The 19,832-nt window shown below is 62.9% G+C and carries 16 protein-coding genes; 7 read left to right on the top strand and 9 right to left on the bottom strand.

Going from position 1 to position 19,832, the window contains the following annotated elements; all coding sequences use genetic code 11:
* The 3 genes from ACH2EI_RS12985 to ACH2EI_RS12975 form a co-directional block, all read right to left on the bottom strand.
* The coding region (locus tag ACH2EI_RS12985; RefSeq protein ID WP_395160314.1) for an alpha/beta fold hydrolase at positions 1-315 on the bottom strand (315 nt) is incomplete at its 3' end.
* A 94-nt stretch (positions 316-409) separates the two neighbouring features.
* Positions 410-967: a hypothetical protein gene (locus ACH2EI_RS12980; RefSeq protein WP_395160312.1), complete on the bottom strand. Its 558-nt coding sequence runs from the start codon at positions 965-967 to the stop codon at positions 410-412.
* Positions 967-1,845 carry a DUF455 family protein gene (locus ACH2EI_RS12975; protein WP_395156786.1) on the bottom strand — a complete coding sequence of 293 codons (879 nt, stop codon included), beginning with the start codon at positions 1,843-1,845 and terminating at the stop codon, positions 967-969. Before ACH2EI_RS12975 ends, ACH2EI_RS12980 begins: the two co-directional genes overlap by 1 nt.
* A 344-nt stretch (positions 1,846-2,189) precedes the next feature.
* On the opposite strand from ACH2EI_RS12975, the gene ACH2EI_RS12970 reads away from it, so the two are divergent.
* Positions 2,190-5,492: an Ig-like domain-containing protein gene (locus ACH2EI_RS12970; RefSeq protein ID WP_395160310.1), complete on the top strand. Its 3,303-nt coding sequence runs from the start codon at positions 2,190-2,192 to the stop codon at positions 5,490-5,492.
* Positions 5,493-5,935: 443 nt separating this feature from the next.
* Here the strand turns inward: ACH2EI_RS12970 and ACH2EI_RS12965 are convergent, their stop codons facing one another.
* The 3 genes from ACH2EI_RS12965 to ACH2EI_RS12955 all read right to left on the bottom strand — a co-directional run bounded on the left by ACH2EI_RS12965 (position 5,936) and on the right by ACH2EI_RS12955 (position 8,439).
* Entirely contained in the window at positions 5,936-6,583 is a 648-nt protein-coding gene (locus tag ACH2EI_RS12965; protein ID WP_395153012.1) for a hypothetical protein, read from the bottom strand.
* A gap of 91 nt (positions 6,584-6,674) precedes the next feature.
* Positions 6,675-8,132 (bottom strand): ABC1 kinase family protein, encoded by a 1,458-nt coding sequence (locus tag ACH2EI_RS12960; RefSeq protein WP_395153013.1) that lies wholly within the window; start codon positions 8,130-8,132, stop codon positions 6,675-6,677.
* Between the two features lie 58 nt (positions 8,133-8,190).
* A complete protein-coding gene (locus ACH2EI_RS12955; RefSeq protein ID WP_395153014.1) occupies positions 8,191-8,439 on the bottom strand; it encodes a hypothetical protein in 249 nt (82 codons plus the stop codon).
* A 56-nt stretch (positions 8,440-8,495) separates the two neighbouring features.
* On the opposite strand from ACH2EI_RS12955, the gene ACH2EI_RS12950 reads away from it, so the two are divergent.
* Positions 8,496-9,050, top strand: a complete 555-nt coding sequence (locus ACH2EI_RS12950; RefSeq protein ID WP_395153015.1) for a peptidylprolyl isomerase — start codon at positions 8,496-8,498, stop codon at positions 9,048-9,050.
* 83 nt (positions 9,051-9,133) lie between these two features.
* A complete protein-coding gene (locus ACH2EI_RS12945) occupies positions 9,134-10,321 on the top strand; it encodes a winged helix-turn-helix domain-containing protein (protein WP_395160308.1) in 1,188 nt (395 codons plus the stop codon).
* A gap of 6 nt (positions 10,322-10,327) precedes the next feature.
* Here ACH2EI_RS12945 and ACH2EI_RS12940 read toward each other — a convergent pair whose 3' ends face one another.
* Complete coding sequence (locus ACH2EI_RS12940) at positions 10,328-11,212, bottom strand: oxygenase MpaB family protein (RefSeq protein WP_395153017.1); 885 nt, start codon at positions 11,210-11,212, stop codon at positions 10,328-10,330.
* Between the two features lie 39 nt (positions 11,213-11,251).
* Here ACH2EI_RS12940 and ACH2EI_RS12935 point away from each other — a divergent pair, with 39 nt between their 5' ends.
* The 4 genes from ACH2EI_RS12935 (at position 11,252) to ACH2EI_RS12920 (ending at position 15,807) form a co-directional block, all read left to right on the top strand.
* Positions 11,252-12,466 carry an AI-2E family transporter gene (locus tag ACH2EI_RS12935; RefSeq protein WP_395153018.1) on the top strand — a complete coding sequence of 405 codons (1,215 nt, stop codon included), beginning with the start codon at positions 11,252-11,254 and terminating at the stop codon, positions 12,464-12,466.
* Positions 12,463-13,449 carry an asparaginase gene (locus tag ACH2EI_RS12930; protein WP_395153019.1) on the top strand — a complete coding sequence of 329 codons (987 nt, stop codon included), beginning with the start codon at positions 12,463-12,465 and terminating at the stop codon, positions 13,447-13,449. The genes ACH2EI_RS12935 and ACH2EI_RS12930 overlap by 4 nt, the downstream gene beginning before the upstream one ends.
* Before the next feature lie 4 nt (positions 13,450-13,453).
* A complete protein-coding gene (locus tag ACH2EI_RS12925) occupies positions 13,454-14,467 on the top strand; it encodes an MBL fold metallo-hydrolase (RefSeq protein WP_395160306.1) in 1,014 nt (337 codons plus the stop codon).
* A 128-nt stretch (positions 14,468-14,595) separates the two neighbouring features.
* Positions 14,596-15,807 (top strand): pectin acetylesterase-family hydrolase, encoded by a 1,212-nt coding sequence (locus ACH2EI_RS12920; RefSeq protein ID WP_395153021.1) that lies wholly within the window; start codon positions 14,596-14,598, stop codon positions 15,805-15,807.
* 68 nt (positions 15,808-15,875) lie between these two features.
* On the opposite strand, the gene ACH2EI_RS12915 is transcribed toward ACH2EI_RS12920, so the two are convergent.
* Together ACH2EI_RS12915 and ACH2EI_RS12910 are read right to left on the bottom strand one after the other, a co-directional pair.
* Positions 15,876-18,278 (bottom strand): xanthine dehydrogenase family protein molybdopterin-binding subunit, encoded by a 2,403-nt coding sequence (locus ACH2EI_RS12915; protein WP_395153022.1) that lies wholly within the window; start codon positions 18,276-18,278, stop codon positions 15,876-15,878.
* A 54-nt stretch (positions 18,279-18,332) separates the two neighbouring features.
* The coding region (locus tag ACH2EI_RS12910) for a matrixin family metalloprotease (protein ID WP_395160304.1) at positions 18,333-19,832 on the bottom strand (1,500 nt) is incomplete at its 5' end.

The following is a 19,832-nucleotide window of genomic DNA, read 5'->3' as shown; positions in this document are numbered from 1 at the left end:
GAACGTTGCCTGCTCGGCATCGACGTCATCAAGGAGTGCGATGAGGTCACCCGCCAGCCGGTCGCTCCGGTACGCCGCGACATCACGCGGTGTCGATGACGACCCGTAGCCGCGCTGGTCGGGAACGAGCACGCGATAGCCAGCGTTGACCAGTGGGTCGATCTGATGCCGCCAGCTGTGCTTGCTCTCCGGCCAGCCATGACAGAGCACGATCACCGGATTGCCGGGTGTGCCCGCGTCGATCACATCCAGATCGATACCGCCGAAGTCGTCAGATGTGTGGATCCGCCGTACTCGTGAAGAATCTGCGCTCATGCTGCAAGGAAACCACGCGGCGGCGCGGTGCGACGGACCGGAGGGCTGACGCCGAGTTGGCAACAGTTTGGCGGCGGCCGTCGGTGTGCGAACGTCAGGTGCCCGGGAACAGGCTGGCCCACCCGAGATCGTCGGCAGCCCACAGCCGATCGAAGTCGGCGTCGACGGCGTCGCTGAAGCCGAACCGGTTGCGGTAGTTGTAACGCCAGCGCTGCTCCTGGATTTCGTAGCCGGCGCGAAGCAGGCGGCCAGCGCAGTAGGTGTCCCACGCAGCGTTTTCCTCGCGGGTCAGATCGTTGTCAGACGGAGCGTCGGCGAAGTCCTCGCGCATCCGGTCGCGGGCCCGCAGCAACATGCGACCCACTGCCACCTTCGTTTGGACGGGGCCCAATGTGGTGAGCACCTTGGTGTTCTCGAGAGCACCGCTCTGTGCAGAGATTCGAATCACCGCGTCAGACGACACCGCATCGAGTTCGCAGATGATCTTGGCCAACGGCGTGGTCTCGTCGATCGTCAACTCAATCGGATTCGAGACTCCCAACTGTCTGGCCAAGTCGGTGACCAACGCAGCGATCTCCGCGGCGTCGTACTTGACCTGAACGAATTGCGCCGGAGCGACGGTGACCTTGCCCGCAACGAGCGTGTCGGACATCAGGTCAGAGCCGCGACGCCAGCGGCTGCGGCTTGCGCCGCGGCGATGGCAGCTTGGCGCTCGACGAGTGCCTCGTGATCGAGTTCCGAGATCGTGTCGACCTCGTCATTGGTAAAGCCGGCCAGCTCGCGGAAACGGCGGGCCAAAATAAAGCTGCTCTCCTCATGGTCGCCGCGTGCGCCGCCGAAGCTGAAGAGCTTGTCGACGACCTGCTGGAACTCGAGCGCCTTTTTGCGGCGGTCAGGATCGGTCTCGGTGACCTTGCGCAGCCAGTCGGAGCCCATTTTCACGTGGGTCACTTCGTCAGCGAGCATCCAGTCTTCACAGAACTCGAGGTAGGGGTCGCCGGCCAGATCGCCGAACTCTTTCATCTGGGTGAACACGTCGATGGCGAGGCCTTCGAGCGCGCGGTTGACGCCGGCGAGGCGCAGTACCGGATCATTCGAGCATGCAGCCTCGAAGAGCACGGTGTTCTCTTGGAACTCGCCGAGTTCGGTGCCCATCCAATCGCCCAGCTTGGCACTGATTTCGACGTGGCGTGCCTCGTCCCACGCCTGGCGAGCCATGTCGAGCTTGAGTTCGAACGGGATGGTGTCTCCGCTGCCGTCGCCAGCAGCGAAGTCGTGCGCGGTGCGGCCGGCACCTTCGAGGGCCTGAATTTCGCCGACCATGATGCCGTGCATCAGGCCACGGGCGCGCTCTGATGCGTCTGGGCGGTCGGGTGTGAGGCGGTTCGAAGCCGCACGCGATTTGCTCGACTTGCGGCTGGACGCCGTGGCTTCGATCGGGTTGCGTGTGTCGGAGAGCCGTTCAGCCATGTTCGTCTGCACGAACCGCTCGTCACGAGCGAGATCTTCGACCGGAAAGAACTGACGCATGAGCGCCCCATTTCTCTGTACTTCTGTGGGACGTGTGTTCGGTGCTGACCGAGACACGATGGATTGTGACCTTGTTCCAAACAATAGTCGCCCCCTTTCCGTCGCGGAGGGTCGGGATGACGTGGGGGATGACGTGGGGGATTCTTCTGTTGTCAGCGGACGGCTTGCCGGCTTCACATGAGGCAGTTCCCACCAGCTCTGTTGTCGACTTGTGAGAGGGGTTCGGGCTGATAAATCAACATTGCATCTGGAATTTGTATTGATTTTCCTGATCATGCGATTAGTATCAAAAGGGCGTGTGACCCGTGGGGTCTCTTTTTAGCACGACATATTGGAGCGGGATTATGACGAGTCATCGACAAACCAACACCCATGATGCACCGGGCCAGCACCCGGTGACGCGCCACCGGGGGTGGTTGCGGCGCACTGCGTTGCTGACTGCTGCGGCGCTGGCGGCCACGTTTGGTCTTGTCGGTGTTGGGCCTGGGGTCGCGCAGGCGGCCATCGCTCCCGTCCCGCTCGGTCTCACGGCGACGTTCGGAGCGCTGACTCCGAATGCGGCGTTCGCAAGCACGGGTGGGACGATCTTGCGTGGTGACGTCGGCTCGACCACGTATGCGTTTGCCGCTACTGGCTCACACCAAGGAACTTCGTTCACGCCCCCTAGCTCCGCGGTGATTACCGACATGACGGCCGCTTATGCGGACGCTCTGGGCCGGCCAGCCGGCGCACTATTGCTTCCCAACATCTCCGGGCTCACCGTTGGGCCCGGTGTGCACACCGCCGCTGCAGCCGTCGGATCGACTGCTAGTACGAACTTCACCATCGATGGTGAAGGTGATCCCGACGCGGTCTTCATCTTCCAGGTCAACGGCGCGCTTGCGTTGGGTGCCAGCTTCAACATGGCGCTGACCGGCGGAGCCCAGGCCAAGAACGTCTTCTGGCAGGTCAACGGTGCCGGCGGGATCGGTGCCGACTCGACCTTCGTGGGCACAATGATCGCCAACGGGGCAATCTCCTCGGGCGCCAACAACAGCATCAACGGTCGCCTGTTCACAAAAACCGGTGCCATCGCGATGGCCAACAACAACCTGTACTCGGGCGCGCCAAGCATCTCGATTACTGGTGATACATCGGCGTCTACCACGAGCAACACGAGGACTGTAACGACCAGCACCCCGACGATCTCGGGATCAACTAGTCTCCGTTCCCCTGGAACTGTCGGCGTCACCATCGGCACGATCGTCAAGACGGCACCCATTGCGTCAACAGGGGCATGGACTGTCACCCTCACCGCCGCCGAACAGCTGGCCAACGGCCCCCACATCGTTATTGCGAGCGCCGCCGACGGCATCGGCAACACCGGCACGTTCACCCAGACCCTGACCGTCGACACCGTAGCGCCGACGATCACCATCAATGGTGGAGCCACAGCAGCAACGGCCGACGAGTCGCCACTCGTTTCGGGGACCACCGACGTCGCTGCCGGGCAGCCGGTCAAGGTGACGTTCACCAAGCCCATCTCCGGTGGCGTCAAGACAGAAATCCGCACGGTCTCCGTCCAGACTGGCGGCACGTGGAACACCACTCTGACACTCGGCGAAGGCGTCTGGACAGTTGTCGCCGAAGTGACCGATCCGGCGGGCAACAAGAAGTCTGTCACTCAGGTACTGACGATCGACGTGGACGCTCCGTCGATTTCGATCACCAGCAAAGATCTGACGAACGATTCGACCCCGACAATCAGCGGAACTAGTGAAGCCGGTGCGACAGTGAAGGTCTTCATCGACGGCCTTTCGGTCACCCCTGTGATCGTGACCGGCACCACCTGGACAGTGACATCGACAAAGGCGCTCCTTGGCGGCGACCACAACGTGTCCGTCACCGTCACCGACACAACCGGAAACGAAACGACGCTCGCCCAAACCCTGACCATCGATCTGGTCAAGCCGATCATCGCGATCAACGGGGGCAGCACAGCCCAGACGAGTGATCGGACTCCGACGATCGTCGGGACCACCGACGTCGCAATGGGCCTCGGCATCTCTGTCGCAGTGACCATCGACGGCGGGACGCCGATGGCGGCCGTGATCCAAGCCTCTGGCTGGAACGTCACCCCGTTCACGCAGCTCGCAAACGGCGCGCGCAAGGTCGTTGCCACCGTGAAGGACCCGGCAGGCAACACTGGAACCTTCACTCAGACCCTCACGGTCGACTCCTCCACCGTGCTCGTCACCGTTGGAAACGGCGATCCAGTCGTCTCCACCAACGACACGACCCCTGTGATCCAGGGCGGTGGATCGACACCTGGCTACACCGTCACCGTCGTCATCGACGGTCAGACATTGACAACTGTGGTCCGCGCTGACGGCACCTGGTCGGTGACCCCACCGAAGGCGCTTCGTCAGGGCGACAACCTCGCAACGATCACAATCACCGACGAGTTTGGCAACAGTGGCACGGCCACGCAGATCATCAGGGTGGGCTCAGGGACAGCTACCAGCTTGAACGCTGTTGGGCCTGTGCGTGTGTTCGATACTCGTGCGGGCCAGAGCCCGAATGCGTTGCGATCGGTTTCCAAAAATCAGGTCGGAACGTTCTACGAGCTTCGTGTGAAAATGACCGGGATCACCGGATTTGTCCCGAAATCCGGTGTCGGTGCTGTGTCGTTGAACGTTACGTCGACCGGATCGGGAGCTGCCGGGTTTATCACGGTCTACGACTGCGGCAAACGTGAAACCGTTGCCAATGTCAACTTCCTTGCCGGCCGCACTGTCGGCAACTCCGTCATCACCCCAGTTTCGTCGACTGGCGATGTCTGCTTCTATGCCAGCACGTCGACTGACATCATCGTTGAGCTGAATGGTTGGTTCGCAACGGGATCAGGGTTCAACGCAGTGAGCCCCAAGCGTGTGTTCGACACTCGTTCGGGCGAGAGCCCGGATGCGTTGCGTACGGTCACCAAGGCCAAGCTCGGCGTCGACAGGATGATGGAAGTGAAGCTCACCAGCCTCGCCGGGTTCGTCCCCGGTTCCGGTGTCGGTGCGGTGTCGCTGAACATTGCCGTGGATCAGCCAGACGTGGCTGGGTTCATCACGGTGTATGCGTGCGACTCACGAACTCTCGTGTCAAGCCTCAACTACCTGGGCGGTCAGACGGTATCCAACGCAGTCATTGCGCCGGTGTCGCCAAATGGGACCGTGTGTTTCTACTCGTCAGCCGCTACCCACCTGATCGTTGACATCAACGGTTGGTTTGCTACAGGCTCGGCGTTCACTTCCGTTGGACCCGAGCGTGTGTTCGACACCCGTCCAGGCGAGAGCCCGGACGTGTTGCGAAACGTCACCAAGAAGAAGTTGGGCGCTTTCCAGACGATGGAAGTGCCGTTCACCGGCATCGCCGGACTCCCAAGTTCCGGTGTCGGCGCGGTGTCGCTGAACATTGCTGTGTCTCAGCCGCTCGGGTCTGGGTTCATCACGGCATACGCCTGTGGCTCCCGCCCAGGAGTTGCGAGCCTCAACTTCGCTGTCAGCGAAACTGTTGGCAACGCGGTCATTGTGCCCGTGTCGTCAAACGGCACGCTGTGCTTCTACAGCACGGCCACAACGAACTTGATCGTTGACATCAACGGTTGGTTCGCCGGCTGATCCGGCTGAGGCCTCCCCGGCCTCGGGCTTGATCGCTCGTCCTTGAGACCAAATCCGTCGCGGCTGCTTTCATGAGCAGCCGCGACGGCCGCGTTGACGGCCCGTTTCGCCTACCCGCCGTGGTAGATCTCCACGACATCGACATCAGGAAGTCACCGTCTGAGGTCAGCAGTGTCCCAGAGTCATCCTGACGGCGCCTTCGAGTTTCGTGGCGCTTTTCCGTACCAAGAGGTACAACGTGCGACCTCACCCGGCGTCGTGGATTCCGCCAAACCGGAATGTGGCACGACGCGCGTGAGCCGGACGCGACGATCAAGTCGTCACGGTCTGCTTCTCCTCCCGTACGCCGACCGACTTCTTGATCGGAACGAACGGTTGGTGTTTGCGTTCGTTTGGTTCAGCGCCACCAATGCTCTCAGCTTGGTTCAGCGCCACCAATGCTCTCAGCTTGGTTCAGCGCCACCAATGCTGCCAGGGCCGGTAATCCCGCCAGCTTCGACCATGATTGTTTCGAGCTTCGCCTGGTGGGCGGCAGCTCGCTCGACGTGCTCTGGCGTCGTGATCAGTGACTGCAGCATCAATTCGCCATCACGCCAGTCGTCGAACTCGTCTTGCAGGATGAAATTGATCGACCTGATGGTGGGCGCATCGGTGATTTCGCTCGTGTTGTTGCGGTGGTACGTGTATGCAGCAATGAACCGAGGAATCAGCACGCGGTAAACACCCACGAGCTTTTCGATCGACAGTCCGGGCGCCTCGGGCTCGGTCATGGCGGCAATGAAGCGTTCCATTGCCTCGTTGGCGGGCACGGTGAGCCGCTCGGGTTTCATCTCGCGCAACTCCGGGAGTCGCTTGTGCCAGAGGTCGGCGTGCCAGGCATGGTGATAGCAGTGCGCCCCGAGACGCATTTTGATGTCGAGTTCGGGCACCGTGGCAATCCATCCTCCCAGGGCCTCGAAGAGCTTCATTTCGGTCCACTTGTAGTTCCCAACGCGGCGAGCGGTCTCTGCGACGTTGAAGCTGCCCGGAAGATCTCGGCGGTCCCACGGTGCGAACGGTGCGCGAGCAGTGCTGTCTGGAGTATCACCCATGCCGTGAGAGTAGACGGATGGGGGCGTTCAGGGCGTCAGCGAAGCCCGACGATCAACCAACAGTCCAAAGAGGGCGAAGCTGAAATCTCACTCAGTTCGGAGCGTGGCTCGACGCCCAGGCTGCCTCGGCAGCGCCGAGATCGGTGGCCGGTGGGCCATCATTCGTGTATTCGAGGAGCATCCCGCGCCACGGGCCACGTGCCTCGAGCTTGCCGAGGATCGCGCTCACACCCCAGACCACCCGGTCGAGGATGACGAAACTCGGCGGAAGGTTGAGCTGCTCAATGACGGCAGCGTGTGGACCCTGGACATCCAGAATCGTGCCGAGCGTGTCACGAATCCACTCACGAGTGAAGGTGAACTCATCGGTCAGGTAGGGCACATATGGGCTCGACACGTAGTCGTAGACGAGGCCGGCGTCGAGGCCGTGACCAGTACGCAAGAACCCCGACTTCTCCATCTCGCGCACGAGCAATTCGGGGTCACGGTTGACAATGATCGCGTCCATTGTCGGCTTCAAGCTTTCCCATTCACCGGGTGACCAGCGCTTGACAAGGCCGTAGTCGAGGAAGGTGATGCTGCCGTCGTGGTGGAACTTGTAGTTGCCTGGGTGCGGGTCGCCGTTGAAGATGCCGTATTGGTGGATGGCGCGCTGAGCGAACCTCCACAGCACTTCGCCCGACCGTCGTTTTGTCTCGGCCGGTTCCTTGCGTAGCTCTTCAAAATTCATTCCGTCGACCCACTCGGTCGTGAGGAGACGAGCCGTCGAATACTCGGGCACCAACTTCGGAATGCGAACCCACGGATGGCCAGCGAAACGCGCGCCGAATTCCTCGACGTTCCGGGCTTCGAGTTTGTAATCGAGTTCCTCGCGCATCCGGCCGCGCAATTCATCGACGAGAGCCTTGACGTCGAGGCCCTTCAGCATCATCGCCGAGAACATCGCGTACATCACTTCGGCGGCGTCGAGGTCGCTCTCAATGGCTTCGTTGACGCCGGGGTACTGGACCTTGACGGCGATGGTTCGGCCGTCTGGCGTGACAGCTTTGTGGACCTGCCCGATCGACGCGGCAGCGACGGGAAGGTCGGACCACTCGCGAAAGATGCGCTCGGGTTGCTTGCCGAGGTCGCCTTGGACCACGCCTGCTGCGAGGCTTGGAGCCATCGGTGTGGCATCGGCCTGCAAGGTGGCCAGTGCGTCTTGGGCCTCGTCGGGGAGCGCCTCGAAAATGAAGCTGATCATTTGTCCGGCCTTCATCAAGACGCCCTTCATTTCGCCGAGTTCTTTGGCGACATCTTCGGCCGTTCGGATAGCAAACTGTTCGTCGAGGGCTGCCCGGCGCTCTTGGTCGCTGGCGATTCCGCGTACCTTGCTGACGGCGAACCGGGCACTGTTGCGCGCCGACATTTTCCAGATCTTTGCTGAGCGGGTGAAGCGGCTGGTCAGCGGCGACGACTTCGTTCGCTTGGAGGCTTGCTGTGCTGCTGCGGCAAGCCCGGTTGCGAGTGCCAGAAGGCCGGCGAGCGAGGCGGCACCTTTCCTCTGCATCAGGCGGCGCTCGCTGTCTGATGGATCTGCTGCATGAGTTCAGCCAGGTACTGAGGCGTCAGTTGGCCGTGTTGCCCGCAACGGTGCGGGTCAGAGGGAAGGCGTCAAGGACCTCATTGGGAATGATGTCACCGGTGATCTCGTCGATCCAGTAGGTGCCCTCATTCAACCGTTCGAGGGCGGCCTGGACGCCTTCAAGGTCACGCTGGATCGCATGCAGATCGATACCTGGCGGGGTGGCAATGGAAGGTTCGGCATCCGGCACGACGTCGAAATCGTCGGGATGGGAATTTCCAGAGTCACTCACAGGGACGAAGCTAGCCGCGACGGGTGCAGAACTCGCCGCCGATAGGGTTCGGCGCTATGGCTTTCCCTCCTTTTGACGGTTCCGCACCCCAGCAGCAGGACTTTCCTGCCGCACCCGAGATGGGCATCGACGCGTCTAAGCGGCATACCGCAAAGATCACCACGACGCTCGGCGAGGTCGTCGTCGCGCTCGACGCTGTCAAGGCACCGAAGACCGTCAACAACTTTGTCTTCCTCGCTCTCCACCACTACTACGACGGCGTGATCTTCCACCGGATCATCAACGGCTTCATGTGCCAGGGCGGCGACCCCAGCGGTACTGGCCGTGGCGGCCCCGGTTACAAGTTCGCAGACGAACTCCCCAAGCCGCGTGAATACCAGGTCGGTTCGCTGGCCATGGCTAACTCCGGCCCGAACACCAATGGCTCGCAGTTCTTCATCGTGTCGGGCGCATCCGGCGTCGGCCTGCCTCCGCAGTACAGCCTCTTCGGCCAGGTCGTGAAGGGCCTCGACATCGTCGACACAATGCAGAACGTCAAGACCGACCGCAGCGACCGTCCCCACGAGGACGTCATCATCCAGGGCGTCGAAATCACGGTCGCCGAAGACTGAGAGCGTTCACCGTTTCAGTTGGGGTCAGACCCCAACTGAAACGGTTGTCGAGTTTGTGAGCTTGGCTGCGCGACAATCGTTTGGTGACGCGGCTCTCTCAAGCTCAGGCTCGGCGGATTGCGCTCGGGGCCCAGGGGTTCAACAACCCACGGCCGACTGGTCGAATTGATCGGCGCCATCTGCGCAAGCTGGTCGAACAGATGGGTGTCGTTCAGATTGATTCGGTCAATGTCTTGGTCCGCAGCCAGGAGTTGCCCCTTTTCGCACGGCTCGGCCCGCATCCTCGATCACTGATCTGGGATGCGTCGGCCGCCGGCGAACTGTTCGAATATTGGGTGCATGTGGCCTCGCATGCACCAGTGGGGTTGCACCCACTGATGCGTTGGCGGATGGAGGATCGTCACGCCTGGAATGCCGTCGACAAGCTCGAAGCGCGCCGACCCGGCTACCTCGATGAGGTGCTCGACCGGATTCGTGTCGATGGGCCAGTGATGTCTGGCGACCTCGACCAGCGCGTCGGCAAGAAGGGTCCGTGGTGGGACTGGGACGATGGCAAACTTGCGCTTGAAGTGTTGTTTCACCAAGGTCGAGTCACAGGTGTGCGACGTCGGAACGATTTTGCACGTGTGTATGACCTGACTGAGAACGTGATCCCAGCGGAGATTCTTGCGCTTCCCACACCGTCACCTGACCAGGCGCACAAGGAGTTGCTTGTGCTCGCCGCGCAACACCACGGCGTCGGCACGCTCGCCGATCTCGCCGACTATTACCGGTTGAAGATGCCGAGATCGCGTCCGCTCATGAACGAGTTGGTCGAAGACGGCCGACTGCTCCAGGTCGAGGTCCAAGGTTGGAGCAAACCGGCGTACCTCCACCCTGCGGCGAAGTGGCCACGCCAGATTTCGGCGCGTGCACTCCTGAGCCCCTTCGACCCGGTGGTCTGGTATCGCGATCGAGCCGAGCGGCTTTTCGGGTTCCGTTACCGCATCGAGATCTACGTGCCAGAGCCAAAACGGCAGTACGGGTACTACGTGCTGCCATTCCTGCTGGGTGACGAACTGGTCGGTCGGATCGATCTGAAAGCCGATCGCAAGGCTGGTCAACTCCTCGTGCAGGGCAGTTACGGCGAGCCAGGGATCAACGAGCGGTACGTCGCAGCAGAACTGGCCGAAGAACTCCGGCTGATGGCTGATTGGTTGGAGTTGGACGGCGGTGTGGTCGTGAAGCCGAAGGGTGACCTTTCGAAGCCGCTGGCTGCATCGATTGCCTGAACGAATTCAGGCCTGCTCGGCGGGCAGTGCCCAGCGCAGTGCGCGAGTGACCGCATCGCCGACCGCTCGCCCGGCGGTCGCCTCGGTAATCGGGAGCCACGGGAGCCGCAGCGGCCAACGAGTCCACGCTGGCATCAGTGAGACGGCAGCGGCGCAGATCAGGCCGTACGGAACGCGACCGGCGGCGGGGAGCGGTGGCTGGATCAGCAGGTAGCGCGCAGCATCTCGTGCTGCTCTTGAGCCGCCCAGTTCTGGACGGAACGTGCGCAGGTGGTCACGCAGTTCGGCCTCGGTCTCGGGCGGGGCGACGACGCCGAGCGCTCGTGCAATGACGGCTGACTCAGCAACGTACTGATCTCGTTCCGCTCCAACGAGCGGGTCGACGCCGTAACGGTCGTGGGCGATGAGGAAGCTGTCGAGTTCGGCGATGTGGACCCAGAGAAGCAGGTGCGGGTCGTTCGCCGCATAGGCCCGACCGTCGGGCGCCGTGCCAACGACGCGCTGATGCACGCGATGCACGATGTCAACGGCCTTTTGTGCTTCAGATGCCGGGCCGAACGTTGTCGCAGCGAGAAAGTCGGCGGTGCGCTGCAGCCGACCCCATGGATCGTTCCGAAAGTCGGAGTGTTCTGCGACGCCTGCCATGGCGAGCGGGTGGAGCGACTGGAACAGCAGGGCGCGCATGCCGCCAATGAACATCGACGCGTCGGAGTGCACGCGCCGGATCGGTGCGTCGTTATCGAACCAGCCCGGCTCGTTGGTGTCGAACAATTCGACGCGGCGAAGGTTGGCGTCGGGGCCCACCACTCGATCTCGGATCTGGGTACCGAGCCATTCCTGGACTTGGCGCACCGGCGTTACCGACCCGGGACCCACCACTCGATTGCTCATTGGTTCATCGTGCCACGACCTGCTGGCTACCATCCGAACGTGCCCGAGAATTTCGAAACAGACGTCGACCCGAGCGTCGGCCACATTGGCGCTGACGGCACGCCGTACGACCGCCGTGCCACCGACCGCACCTTGCCGCGCTGGGTGGTTCCCGGAGTTGCGATCTTCTGGACCGGTTTTTTACTGACATTCGTTGCGCGGCACGTGTTCCACCGGCTTGCAGACCTGCTGATCCTGCTGCTCCTCTCACTCTTCGTCGCACTGGCGATCGAGCCTGGCGTCAACAAACTGGCAGCCCGCGGTTGGCGACGAGGGCGTGCCACGATCGCGATTCTGCTGGGTGTCCTCCTTGCGTTCCTGACCTTCCTCGTTGCCATTGGCACGCTTGTCGGCGGGCAGATCGCCGACCTGCTGTCCGAGTCGAACGTCTACATCGTGGACACCGTCACGTTCCTGAACGACACATTCGGAACCCAGATCGATGCGCAGGCGGTGATCGACGAGGTCAACGACCCGAACGGTCGCGTGCAGCAGTTCATCCAGAGCCAGGGCGACGAGGCGGTCCGCCTGTCACTTACCGCACTCGGGGTCATCTTCCAAGGACTGTCAGCGCTTCTGTTCACCTACTACCTCGTTGCCGACGGCCCCCGCCTCCGCCGCGTCATTTGCGCTCGCCTCACCCCGGCTCGTCAGGAACGTGTCTTGCATGCGTGGGAACTGGCGATCAACAAGACCGGCGGGTACCTGTACTCACGAGCGCTCCTCGCCCTACTGTCGGCGTTTTTTCACTGGGTTGTCTTTCAATCGATCGGTACGCAGGCGCCGATCGCGCTGGCCCTCTGGGTCGGCCTCGTCAGCCAGTTCCTGCCGGTGGTCGGTACATACCTCGCCGGCATCTTGCCCGTGCTGGTCACATTCCTCGACTCGCCGCTCAAGGCCGCGATCGTCATCGGGTTCATCATTATTTACCAGCAGGTCGAAAACTACTTCTTTGCACCGCGCATCACTGCTCGCACGATGGAACTGCACCCTGCCGTGGCCTTCGGTGCAGCGCTCGGGGGCGCTGCGCTCCTCGGCGCGGTCGGGGCGATCCTCGCCTTGCCAGCAGCGGCGATGGCGCAAGCACTTGCCAGTGAATGGGGCCAGCGTTACGACGTGGTCGACAATCATTTAACGACGATCCAACAGCCGCGGCGCGCCACCAAAACCGATCAACACCCGAGTCCTCAAGACGAATCGCCCCAAACACCATGACCGATCCAATCGACGACACACGGTTCGACACCGGCTCCTTTGCTCCGATCGCTGTCGCCACCCGGAGCGGCCTCGACGAGTCGTTGCACTTCGGAGCAGGTCTGGTCCGCGACGGTTTGGGCGCCGTCGAAGCGTGCATCGGTGACAGCGCCACCATCGTGTATCCGCGCTCGTCACTCAAGCCCTTACAGGCTGACGCGATGGTGGCTGCCGGGCTTGACCTTCCCGCCGATCTGCTCGCAGTCGCGTGTGCCAGCCATAGTGGGGAGGCAATGCACCTCGATGCTGCTCGTCGCATGCTCGAGATGGTTGGGCTGACCGAATCCGATCTCCAGAACACGCCGGCCCGGCCGCATGGGGCTGCAGCTCGCGACGCGGCGCGTCGAGCAGGTACCGACGCCTCGGCGCTGCAACAAAACTGTTCGGGCAAGCACGCGGCGATGTTGGCCACGTGCAAGATCAACGACTGGCCGATCGAGCACTACCTCGCTGTCGAGCACCCGTTGCAGCAGACGATTACTGCGCACATGGCGCAACTGGTTGGCGCAGCGATTACCGAGATCGGTATCGACGGATGCGGCGCACCGGCGCAGGCCTTTTCGTTGAGCGGGCTCGCCGACGCATTTGCGGCCGTGGCGCTGGCCGACGGACCAGTGGCCCGTGCAATGCGGGCACATCCAGAATTGGTTGGCGGCACGGGCCGCGACGTCACGCTCTGGATGCGAGCAGTGCCCGGCCTGATCGCAAAGGAAGGTGCAGCCGGCGTGCTGGCCGCGGCGCTTCCCGACGGGCGTGCTGTGGCTTACAAGATTGCCGATGGTTCCGATGCGGCCCGGCAGGCGGTGATGCCCAAGGCAATGAAGCTGCTCGGCGTCGACCGCGACACCATCCAACGGTTGGTTGCCGAGACTCGGGTTCCAGTCATGGGCCACGGTCGGGAAGTCGGCCAATTGCGCCCGCTGCGGTGGCTCGCGTCAGACTGAGCGAGTGAGCAATTCACCTGACTTCGTTACGTTGAAATCAGACGACTTCGAGTACGGCGAGGTCGAACAGATCGCGCCGAACATCCGACGGATCATCGCCAAGAACCCGTCGAAGTTCAGCTACCACGGCACCGGCACCTACATCATTGGCACGGGCGACGTCGCGGTGATTGACCCAGGCCCCCGCATCGATTCGCACCGCGACGCGCTCGCTGCGGCCTTGGCCGGAGAGACGGTTCGTTCGATCCTCGTCACGCACTGCCACGCCGATCACTCGCCCCTTGCGGCCTGGCTCCGAGACGAGACCGGTGCTCCGACTGTTGCATTTGGCCCGCACCATCGGCCCGGAGCTGAGCCCTGGGATATTGGCACCGACCCAGAGGGGTTTGGCGTCGCTCCACTCGGGTCAGGTGACAGCGACGCCCAACCGGACGACATCGCCGAGCCTGACGTCAAGATCGAAGAAGCGACCGACCACGACTTCACGCCAGACATCGCAGTGGTCACGGGTGACGTGGCCGTCAGCGGTGACGGCTGGTCGATGACCGCGTTACATACACCCGGGCACACGTCGAATCACACCTGTTTTGCCCTCGACGATGGCACGACTCGCACGTTGTTCACAGGCGACCACGTCATGGGCTGGAGTACGACCGTCGTCTCGCCACCCGATGGCGACATGAACGATTACTTCGAATCGCTCCGAGTTGTCGCTGGCCGCGACGACGACATTGCCATCCCCACCCATGGGGTCCCGATCCCGAACCCGCAGCGGTTTGTCCGCCAACTCATTGCGCACCGCGAGGCCCGCGAGCAGCAGATCATCGACGCCATCCGCGGCGGCTTGACGACGATTCCCGACATTGTCACGATGCTCTATGCAGCGGTGCGCGTCGAGCTACACAAGCCAGCGGCGCGTAGCGTTCTCTCGCACATCGTGAAGCTCGTCGACGACGGGGTACTCGCGCACGACGGCGCCGGCCGGCCGCGCCTCGACAGCGTCTACGCAGCAGGCTAAATCGGCTCGCTGTCGGTGAGCACCGCACCGAACATGTCGCGCTGCTCGGCGCACCACGCCGTGCTCCGAAGTCTCGCCGATCGGTGCAAGCTTGGACACGAGCGGCCGATGGCGGCAAAGATGCCGCAATGAAGCGACACATCATTTCACTCGGAGCAGCGGCATGTCTGGTGCTCGCAGCGTGCGGCGGATCAAGTGACGGTGCGTCCGAGCAAGCCGACACGGCAACTATCCAGACCGATGCCCCGGCCGAGACGATGGTGCCAGCTACCGAGCCAGCGGTGACGGAACCAACGGTGGCTGAACCAGCGGTGACGGAACCAACGGTGGCTGAGCCAGTTGTGGCGGAACCAACGGTCGATGAACCGGCAGGCGTGGCAGGTGAGTGGGGTGTCTTCGAACCCGACAGTGACTGTGCGTGCGCCGATGGGAGCGAGTTCGTGCTGTGGGAACGGCCCGCCGATCCGAACAAGGTCGTTCTGTATTTCGAAGGTGGCGGCGCCTGCTTCACCGAAGAGTCGTGTGACTTCGAGAACGGGACCTACACGTCAAGCATCGACATCACCGCACCGCCAAGCGACTCGGGGTTGTTTGACGCGACGAACCCGGAGAACCCCCTGGCAGATCATTCCATTGTCTATGTCCCGTACTGCACCGGCGATGTTTTCCTCGGCGATGAGACGACGGCCTACGGCGATCTCGTGGTCCGCCACAACGGATTCGTCAACGCATCGGCCGGGCTTGACCTGCTGCTCGCGAATTATCCCGATGCCGAGCAGGTCGTCGTCACTGGGGCGAGCGCTGGATCGGTTCCGACCCCGCTGTTCGCAGGGCTCGTTGCAGATCGCTATCCGGCCACCACCGACATCGTCACGTTCGGTGATAGCTCGGGCGGCTACCCGGATGTCCCTGTCGTCAACGCCACCATTGGTTCCCTGTGGGGCACGACGAACAACCTGCCAGCCTGGCCGGTCGCTGATGGGCTGACCGCTGAGGAGTACAGCATTCCCGGCCTCTACGTTCTCGCCGGGACGCACGCCCCGGACGTTCGTTTTGCCCGCTTCGACTACGCATTCGACCAGACGCAGGCATTCTTCGGCAGCCTCGCCGGGGTCGGAGCCGACGAGTTGGTCACGCTGATCGATGCCACCGAAGCGCTGGGTGAGACCTCAGGAATCGAGATTTCCGCCTACGTGGCCCCCGGCTCAGCGCACACGGTCATGCGCGGCCCAGAGGTCTATGAGCTCGAAGTCGAGGGCGTGCGTCTGATCGACTGGCTGACCGAACTGTTCGGCGGAACGTCACCCGCCGACGTGCACTGCGTCGACTGCGCCGGCTGAGTCACTCGCCGGGCAGTTGCTTGGCCAGGGTCTTCGGCGCAATGTCGTCGCTCATGGCAGTGGACGTTTTAGATGACCGGTGCGTCGGCGGTGTCTTGCGGTTCATCGACCTCGGCGCGGTTGCGAGCAAAGATCTCGGGGGGCTCGCGCCACGGGTCGGGCAGGGTGCCTGCAGCGGCCTGCTGCATCGTTTGCCACACCCGCTCAGGGGTGCACGGCAGGTCGATGTGGCGGACGCCGAGGTGAGCGAGTGCGTCGATGACTGCGTTCTGTACAGCTGGTGTTGAACCGATCGTTGCGGCCTCGCCGATGCCCTTGGCGCCGAGCGGGTTCATCGGTGTCGGTGTCTCGGTCGAGATCACTTCGAAGAACGGCAGTTCGGCTGCTGATGGGATTGCGTAGTCGGCGAGGTTTGACGTAACGGGGTTACCGTCTTCGTCGAAACGGACCTCTTCGTAGAGCGCTTGGCCAACGCCTGCCGCGATTCCACCGTGCTGCTGGCCCTCTACGATCAACGGGTTGAGCACGATTCCGCAGTCGTCGACTGCGATGTGGCGGAGCAGCTCAACCTTGCCGGTGCCGGCATCGACTTCGACCACGGCGATGTGTGTGCCGAACGGGAACGTGCCGCCCTCCTGAACGAAGTCAAACTCGCCGTCGACCTGCTCGCCGATTGCTGTGGCGCGCTGTGCGAGCTCACCCCACGAGAGGGCTTGCGCGGGAACGCCAGCCACACCAATGGTCCCCGAGGCGGTGTCGACCACGATGTCGGTGACATCGGCTTCGAGCAGTTTCGCCGCGAGTTCCTTGGCCTTGACAACCATCACCTCGGTGGCGCCGTGGACCGCTGACCCGCCGAGCTGGAGTGATCGGGAGCCGCCAGTACCGCCGCCCGTGCGGACCCGATCGGTGTCGCCGTCAACGAGCGTGATCTTGTCGACAGGGATTCCGGTCTGGTCAGAGACAAGCATGGCGTAGGCCGTTTGGTGGCCCTGCCCGTGGGAGAGCGTGCCGGCGAACATGGTGGCCGTGCCGTCGTCGTGTACTTCGACCGCACCGAATTCGGTACCGCCACGGCCCGCAGTGACCTCGACGTACGATGCGACACCGATCCCCAAGAGCTTTTCGCTGCCCTGTTCGCGACGCGTTGCTTGCTCGGCACGCAGCGCCTCATAGCCGGCAACTTCGGCGGCCTTATCGAGTGCCATCGTGTACTGGCCAGTGTCGTACACCGGCCCAGTAATTGTTTGGAATGGGAAGACATCGTCGGCCAGGAAGTTGCGGCGACGAATCTCGATTGGATCGATGCCGAGTTCGAGGGCCGCTTGATCGACCAATCGTTCGAGGAGCGCCGTGGCTTCCGGACGGCCAGCACCGCGGTACGCGCCCATCGGGGTGGTGTTCGTGATGGCAACCGCGATGTCGAATTCCAGCTCGGGGATTGCATAGGTGCCCTGCGCCATATTGCGGGTCAGGCCCGGCAGCATCGCGCCGATGTTCGGGTAGGCGCCACAGTCGTTGACCAGGCGTACGCGCAGGCTCGTGAAGCGGCCGTCGGCGGTGCAACCCAGCTCGGCGTACTGCACTTGTCCGCGGCTGTGCAGGAGCGACTTCATGTCGTCGCTGCGCGGCGGTACCCAGGTGATCGGCCGTTGGAACTGGCGTGCCAGCGCACAGATCGCGACGTGCTCGGACATCAGCCCGGCCTTGCCGCCGAAACCGCCTCCAACCTGGGGCGTGACCACGTGTACGTCGGATTCTTCGAGGCCGAGTGCTCCGGCCAACTGCCGGTGCAGGAGGTGCGGCATCTGCGTCGATGCCCACAACTTGACGCGGCCCTGCTCATCGATTTCGGCAGCGGCACGATCGGGTTCGATCGGGACGACGGCGACGCGTTGATTGATGTAGCGCCCGCGGACGGTGCGCTCTGCGGTGGTCGGGTCGGATCGTTCCTTGCCGACGGTCCGCACGGCTTGGTTGTCACCGTGGGCCGGGAAGATCGGGAGGGCATCGGCCTCGAGTGCAGCTTCCATGTCGATGATCGGGGTGAGCGGCGCGATGTCGGCCCAGACCATCTGCGCAGCGTCGGTGCCTGCTTCGAGCGTCTCGGCGAGCACGATGGCGATTGGTTCACCGACGAACCGGACGACACCATCGGCGAGCGGTGGCCGCTTGAAGTCGTCGTGGACGGGTGCGAAACCGTGATGGGCGGGAACGCCAAGGTCGGCAAACGTCACCACAGCGACCACGCCGGGCATCGATGCCGCCTCGTCGGTCTCGATGGAGTTGATCGTGCCGTGCGCGACATCGGACCTGACGAACACTGCGTGCAGCGAGCCTTCGATGTGGAGGTCGTCAAGGTAGATCGCGGCACCCGTGAGGAGCCCCGGGTCTTCGGTACGCGTCACGCGAGTACCGAGAATCGAGCCCGGTGTGCGGGCGGGAGACATGGCGGTGTGCTCAGCAATCATCGTGATCGAGATTACCGGTGGGTCCGGCGGGGCACGTTGCCCGAGCTAACGAACTCAGTGATCGATGCGTTCGTCAGCGACCCAACCAGTGACGCTGAACGACGCCGGAGGATCTGTGCCGAGCGATGCAGAGGTGCGGGACCCGAGTGTCTCACTCGACGAACACTGGGGTTCGCCGATGCTGTACAGCCCATTCCTATCGCCGTCGCCGAAGTCGCTTTGATTGCTGAGTACTGGGCGCATCAGCTCTCCGACGGCGTTGACATGAGCAAGCCCGAGCATGTGTCCGAGTTCGTGTGCGAAAGTCGCAGTGATGTCGCCTGGGTCGGTGACATCGTCGATGTCGGCAATAGCGAACCCGCCGCGGACGATCCATGCCAGCGATCCGTCTTGCACGACGGTGTCGCCGCTGCCGCTGCCGAGGCCGCCGATCCCGATCGTGTTCCCCGTGAGAGCGGGCGTTGCCGAAACGTCAGAGAATGCGATGACCGCCATTGCCTGGCCGACACCAGGAACGTTGGCATCGATGGTGTTCGTGTTGAGGCTGCCGTTCACATTGCCGAGCAAGACAAAGTCGAAGCCGGAGGCGTTCTCGACTTGGCGGATCGCCGTGTTCATGGCGTCGATCTGGATCTGGTTGGCGCGCCCGGTATTCACGGCGTACGTGATGGAGTCGCATGGACGCCAACCGAAGTACCTGCGACCATTGCGAGAGTACGGAGCGAGGTCGCCATTTTGGCCAGCAGCCTGCAGGTATTCGTAGTCCTCGTCGGCGGGCGGAACGGGAACGCTGCAGACCACGACAGGTTGCGTTGTCGGTTCGAACGATGCCGTTGGTGGTGTCCCGGTCCTGTCGAGGAAGTAGCCGGTGACGTCGGCGACAAAATCGGTCCCATGGCTCGAGAACAGGTCGATACCCCCTGCATCGAGCGCTACGACGGCGTGGTTGCCGACGGTCTGGCCGGACCGCACTGCGTTCACCGACGAGTAGGGGTCGGGCCGTGTTGTTGCAGAAGGGAATGCCTCGAGGAAACCGGAGCGCAGCGTGTTCGTCATTGTCAGATTCATGGTGACCGCGCTCACACCGGTTGATGGCACCTGAAGTCGGCCCGCAACGGCAAGGCTGGCCGTCTGTTCGGGACCGATGTTCGACGTTCGGCACGGAGCCTCGTCTGGTCGGCTGTCCCACAGCCGTTGCGGAACCAGCGGAACGTAGAGGCCCTCCGATGTGTCGGGTGCTTTGTTACCCGTCATGTACCCGACGACATCGACGACTACATCCGCGCCGGCGAGGCTGTAGATACGCACCCTGCCAGCGTTTACGCCAGTGATCACACTGTTGGCAACGGTGTAGTTGGCGGCCGGATAGTTGAGGTTGGCCGCTGGGTCAGGCCGCACCACACCGTCGGCCCACACGGTGAGGTAGCCGGGGCCCGCGGTCTCGGTAGCAGCAATGTTGAGTACCGCGGCCGACGCTGTCGCCGGAATCTGACCGGTGAGGTCGACGACGATCGACGATCCGGCTCCGATCGGAGTGCGTTCGCGGGTGTCGAT

The organism is Ilumatobacter sp. (assembly GCF_041688325.1).
In the GTDB taxonomy this organism is placed as follows: Bacteria; Actinomycetota; Acidimicrobiia; order Acidimicrobiales; family Ilumatobacteraceae; genus Ilumatobacter_A.
Note: the sequence above shows the minus strand (reverse complement) of the source record. Positions and strands in the feature narration are given on the sequence as shown.